Raw genomic sequence first — 5,942 nt, 5'->3', positions numbered from 1 at the left:
AGGTTCTATTTGGTTGACGTATAATGCAATGGAAGAAGTTAATAGGCCGGAAGGAGATGAGGCTTGGAAGTTTTATGACAGTTCGCTCAAAATTGCTTGGAAAACGGGAACCAGTTTCGGAAATCGAGATGCTTGGGCTATTGGCACCAATTCGCATTATGTTGTTGGTGTTTGGGTAGGAAATGCTTCTGGCGAGGGAAGGCCAAGTTTAACAGGTGTTACGAGTGCTGCTCCTATTTTATTCGATGTTTTTAATTTGTTGCCAAGACAAAAATGGTTTGAGCCACCATTGAATGATTTAGAAGAAGTGGAAGTTTGTAGTTTGAGCGGTTATTTGGCACAGGAAGATTGTCCAAAAATAAAACAATTGGTGTCTTTAAAAGGGAAGACAACTTCGATTTGTCCCTACCACAAAACGGTTCATTTGGATAAAACAGGGCAATATCGGGTAAACAGTAGTTGTGAAAACATAGAAAATATCGTTACAAAGAAATGGTTTGTCTTGCCACCAGTTATGGGATGGTATTACAAAAATCAACATATAGAATATCAGCCTTTGCCTCCTTTTAGAGGAGATTGTGCCTCGACCCAAACGGCTTCGATAGATTTTATTTATCCAAAAAGCAACGGGAAAATTTATTTGACTAAAAATTTTAATAGTGAAATACAACCCGTTATTTTGAAAGTGGCACATTCATCAAGAGATGTCCAGTTATTCTGGTATGTGGACAATATTTATAAAGGCAGTACCAAAACCTTTCACGAAATGCCAATAACTCCCACTTCAGGGATTCATTATATCACAGTTGAGGATGAATTTGGAAATGAAATTAGGAGAAAAATAGAGATTGTGAGGGAATAAAAAAACCGCCAATCTCACGAAAGGCGGTTTTTGTTTTATTCAATAATAACATTCTTCTTTTTGTCGTAGAAATGGTATTCTAGGTACGTGTAAGCGTCACGTGGTATAATTTTTACCCATTTTTTATGTTCAAAAAACCATTTTGAACGTATTGATGGAAAACCTTTGGTAAGGTATGCGGCCACAAAGGGGTGTACATTAAGCAGAACATCATTGTGGGATTTTAATATATTTTCTAGATCTAAGGCAATTTTGTCAATGATTTGAATTGGCGCTTCAATTTCGCCTTCAATATTATTGGGATCTTCTTCTCTAGTTTTAATGTTGACTTCCGGTCTTACTCTTTGTCTTGTGATTTGGACTAATCCAAATTTACTTGGAGGCAAGATTTTGTGTTTTGCTTTATCATCGCTCATTTCTTCCCTAAGGAAGTCGAACAGGACTTTGCGGTTTTCGGGATTTCCCATATCGATAAAATCAATTACAATTATTCCACCCATATCACGAAGACGTAATTGTCTTGCGATTTCGGCTGCGGCTATCATATTGACTTCCATTGCTGTGTCTTCTTGATTGGATGCTTTATTAGAACGGTTTCCACTATTCACGTCTATAACGTGCAAAGCTTCAGTGTGTTCGATAATAAGATAAGCACCTTTACTCATGGAAACTGTTCTTCCAAAGGAGGTCTTGATTTGTCTCTCTATATTGTATTTCTCGAAAATCGGTGTGTCGTTTGATTGATAAAACTTGACAATCGATGTTTTTGAAGGCGCTATTTCTTGTAAATAGTCCTTGGTTTGGTTGTACAACTCTTCATCATCTATTTGGATGCCACTAAAGGTATCGTTGAAGACGTCTCTTAATATTGATGAAGCTCTATTGAGCTCTCCTAATACTTTTGACGGATGATGAGCGGTTGGTAATTTTTTACACATTGCAGTCCATCTGCTAAGCAGGTTCTGCAAATCTTTTTCTAATTCGGCTGTATTTTTGCCTTCTGCTACTGTGCGAACAATAACACCAAATCCTTTTGGTTTGATGGATTGTACTAATCGTTTTAGACGCTCTTTTTCTTTTTTGTTTTCTATTTTTTGAGAAATAGAAACTCGGTCAGAAAACGGAACGAGAACAATAAATCTTCCGGCAAGAGAAAGCTCGGCGCTAATTCTTGGTCCTTTTGTAGATATTGGTTCTTTAACGACTTGTACTAAAACAGATTGATTGGCATTGATAATGTTTGTTATCGAGCCATCTTTATCAATCTCTTTTTCAAACTGAAAGTTTTTTAGGGAGAAATCTTTTATTTTACCTGCGCTTACAAGTTTTATGAATTTCAGTTGGGAAGCAAGATTAGGACCCAAATCGTGATAATGCAAAAAGGCATCTTTTTCGAAACCTACATTTACAAATGCAGCATTTAGTCCAGCAACTGGTTTTCTTATTTTGGCAATAAAAATATCGCCAACTTGGAAATTGCTTTTTTCTTCTTCTTTGTGTAATTCAATTAGTTTTCCATCTTTTAATAAGGCAAAATCTACGGCTTCGGAACTAGATCTAATGATTAATTCTTTATTCACGTTGTAAATTTTTATCCTAACTTTATGTTTGTTGTTTATAATTTGTTGTTTATAGTTGAAACCATAAACCATTAACTCTAAACCATCAACTTTTCAGCAAGGATGGATTAAACAATAATTTTAAACAGGTATTGAACCCGGGGAGATTTTAGATTTCTGAGTTTTGATTCTTGATTTTAGATTTTTTAAATCTGCAATCTTAAATCGGTAATCTACAATCTTAAATCTCAATTTCAATGAACGGTTAAAAAGAAAAAAGTAGTTATAAACTACTTTTTCTTTTTGTGACGGTTAGCTCTCGCTCTTTTTTTGCGTTTGTGCGTTGCTACCTTATGTCTCTTTCTTTTTTTACCACTTGGCATAGTTGATGATTTTGTGATTAATAAATTTTTTTATTTTGCTTCGTTATTTACTTTTACTCCTTCAACAAACACTTTTGCAGGTTTGAATGCTGGAATATTGTGTGCTGGAATTTTGATTGTGGTATTTTTTGAAATATTTCTTCCAGTTTTTTCAGCTCTTGTTTTCACAATAAAGCTTCCAAATCCTCTTAAATAAACATTGTCTCCAGTCTCTAATGAACTTTTTACTTCAGTCATGAATGTTTCTACTGTTGCTTGAACATCTCCTTTTTCAAGTCCTAATTTTTCTGCAATTTTTGCAACGATATCTGCTTTAGTCATTTTCTTGCGTAATTTATAATGGTGTACTATTTTTTTGAGATTGCAAATATAGGAATTAAAAAAACAATTATTCAAGCTAATTCATTAAAATTTAATGACATAAACTTATACTTTTGTTAATCTAAATTTAATTATGGAATTTTCTAACTTGTTAACACAATGGTATTTACAAAACAAACGCGATTTGCCTTGGCGTAACACCACCAATCCTTACCCAATTTGGCTCTCCGAAATTATCCTTCAACAGACAAGAGTGGCGCAGGGAACTCCGTATTTTCTTTCTTTTATGAATGCTTTTCCAACTGTTTTTGACTTGGCAAAAGCCAATGAAGAGCAAGTTTTGAAACTTTGGCAGGGTTTAGGCTATTATTCACGTGCTAGAAATTTGCATAAAACTGCCCAAATTGTCGCTCAGAAAATGTCTGGCGTTTTTCCTAATACATATAAGGACTTATTAAAACTAAAAGGAGTTGGCGAATATACGGCTGCAGCAATCGCTTCATTTTCCTTTAATGAACCTGTTCCGGTTGTTGATGGAAATGTTTTTAGGGTTTTATCCCGTTATTTTGATGTTGAAACCGATATTGCTTTGGCTTCCGCCAAAAAAGAATTTACAGCTTTGGCTTTCGAATTGATGCCAAAAGATACCCGAGGCGGAGCCGAACTGAGCGAAGCTAATCCAGCCTTGTTCAACCAAGCTATTATGGAGTTTGGTGCTTTGCAATGTGTTCCTAAAAATCCGGATTGTTCAGTTTGTGTTTTCAATTCGAGTTGTGCCGCTTTGCAAAAAAAGAAAGTGGATCAATTGCCTGTTAATAATAAGAAGCTAAAAGTTAGAAATCGCTTTTTTAATTATTTGGTTGTTGCTGATGAAAATGAAAACACCATTATCCAAAAACGAACAGCTAAAGGAATTTGGCATAATCTCTACGAATTTCCTTTGATTGAAACTGATGAAGCAAAGGATTTTGATTTTATTACAGAACAAATTCATTCCGGTATTTTTGCAAACAATGAAGTGATAAGTATAGAAGAGCACAATGATAAAAGTATAATCCATAAACTTTCTCATCAACATTTGCACATCAAGTTTTGGAAAGTAAATATAAAAGGTACAATTGAAAATGGAATAAATCCCGAAAATTTAAAAACGTTTCCTTTCCCAATCGTGATTTATAATTTTATCGAAAAGAATTAATTATTTTCTAAAATATGTATCTTTGGTTTTAATAGCAATTTATAATAATGAATGGAACACTAAATAAAGTGATGTTAATAGGTTATCTTGGTGAAGAGGTCAAGATGCACTATTTTGATGGAGGAAATTGCATCGGAAGATTTCAGTTGGCAACAAATGAAGTCTATATCAATAAAACAACCAACGAAAAAATTACTTCTACGGAATGGCATAATTTGGTTGTTAGAAATAAAGCAGCTGAAATTTGCGAAAAATACCTTTCGAAAGGGGATAAAATATATATTGAAGGACGCATCAAATCTCGCCAATGGCAAACCGAAGATGGTTCTACAAAACATACCACCGAGATTCAAGTTACCGAGTTTACTTTCTTGTCAACCAAGAGAGAAAGTGAAAACAAGAAACAAATTCCAAGTTCTGAACTTATAAAAAACACTAACTTTGACCCAGAAAAAAGCGGTTTACCCGAAAATGATTTACCGTTTTGATTGTTTAACTAATCTTTTTTAATTTGGACCCAGAGCCCAGTTTTAATTTTATTTATACGCTAGATACTGATTTAGTATTTGGTTTTATCGCAATATTCGCATTGCTATTTTGTTCTGCATTAGTTTCTGGTGCCGAAGTAGCTATGTTTTCCTTGTCACAAAAAGACATTGAAGAAACTTTGCAAGAACATCCTTCAAAAGGAAAAATCATTTCCGAACTTTTAGAAAAACCAAAAAAATTATTAGCCACACTGCTTGTAGCTAACAATTTCATCAATATTGGTGTCGTAATTTTGTTTTCTTATATTGGACATAATCTGTTTTCTGCCATTACTTCGCCAGTTTTAAAATTTACTTTAGAAGTGGTATTAGTCACTTTTTTAATTTTATTGTTCGGAGAAGTATTGCCTAAAGTTTACGCTAGTCGTAATAATGCCAAGTTTGCTCAATTAGTCGCTTATCCTTTAGCGGGATTAGAAGTAATCCTTTCGCCTATAAGTTTGCCAATGCGAACAGTGACTGTTTACTTGCACAATAAATTGGGAAAACAAAAAACGAATTTTTCTGTTGATCAATTGTCTCAAGCACTTGAACTTACCGATACCGAAGATACTTCGACCGAGGAACAAAAAATATTAGAAGGAATTGTGTCTTTTGGAAATACGGACACGAAGCAAGTAATGAGCCCGAGAATAGATATTTTTGCTTTAGAAATAGAGGAAACGTTTGCAGCTATTTATTCGAAAATAATTGAAAAAGGTTTTTCTAGAATTCCAGTTTATCGCGACAATATCGATCAGATTGAAGGCGTTTTGTTCGTAAAAGATTTACTTCCTCATATTGACAAGGACGAATTCGATTGGAAAACTTTGTTAAGAGAGCCGTTTTTTGTTCCTGAAAATAAAAAAATAGATAATTTGTTGAAGGATTTTCAAAACAAGAAAAGTCACTTGGCGATAGTTGTAGATGAATATGGAGGCACTTCAGGATTAGTTTCACTTGAAGATATTATCGAAGAAATTGTAGGTGATATTAGTGATGAATTCGACGGAGACAATAGTAACTTTTCGAAAATTGATGATAAAAATTATCTTTTTGAAGGGAAAATAAATCTAAAGGATTTTTATAGAA

The 5,942-nt window shown here is 33.9% G+C and carries 5 protein-coding genes and 1 pseudogene; 4 read left to right on the top strand and 2 right to left on the bottom strand.

Translation table 11 applies throughout. The annotated features are described in order from the left end of the window. A pseudogene (locus tag PHC28_RS14640) lies at window positions 1-862 on the top strand (penicillin-binding protein 1C); the annotation flags it as partial. Between the two features lie 35 nt (window positions 863-897). Here PHC28_RS14640 and PHC28_RS14635 read toward each other — a convergent pair. Next, a complete protein-coding gene (locus tag PHC28_RS14635) occupies window positions 898-2,442 on the bottom strand; it encodes a ribonuclease E/G (protein ID WP_300102221.1) in 1,545 nt (514 codons plus the stop codon). A gap of 392 nt (window positions 2,443-2,834) precedes the next feature. Then, window positions 2,835-3,155 carry an HU family DNA-binding protein gene (locus PHC28_RS14630; protein WP_300102224.1) on the bottom strand — a complete coding sequence of 107 codons (321 nt, stop codon included), beginning with the start codon at window positions 3,153-3,155 and terminating at the stop codon, window positions 2,835-2,837. Window positions 3,156-3,258: 103 nt separating this feature from the next. Between PHC28_RS14630 and mutY the strand changes: the two genes are divergently transcribed. From mutY to gldE, 3 genes are all read left to right on the top strand, one after another. After that, on the top strand, window positions 3,259-4,323 hold the full coding sequence (gene mutY, locus PHC28_RS14625; RefSeq protein ID WP_300102218.1) for an A/G-specific adenine glycosylase: 1,065 nt from the start codon (window positions 3,259-3,261) through the stop codon (window positions 4,321-4,323). Window positions 4,324-4,370: 47 nt separating this feature from the next. Next, window positions 4,371-4,811 (top strand): single-stranded DNA-binding protein, encoded by a 441-nt coding sequence (locus PHC28_RS14620; protein WP_300102215.1) that lies wholly within the window; start codon window positions 4,371-4,373, stop codon window positions 4,809-4,811. Between the two features lie 23 nt (window positions 4,812-4,834). Next, window positions 4,835-5,942: gliding motility-associated protein GldE (gldE, locus tag PHC28_RS14615; RefSeq protein ID WP_300102212.1), on the top strand; the 1,108-nt coding region annotated here is incomplete at its 3' end.

It is taken from the genome of Flavobacterium sp., from assembly GCF_028712645.1.
In the GTDB taxonomy this organism is placed as follows: domain Bacteria; phylum Bacteroidota; class Bacteroidia; order Flavobacteriales; family Flavobacteriaceae; genus Flavobacterium.
Note: the sequence above shows the minus strand (reverse complement) of the source record. Positions and strands in the feature narration are given on the sequence as shown.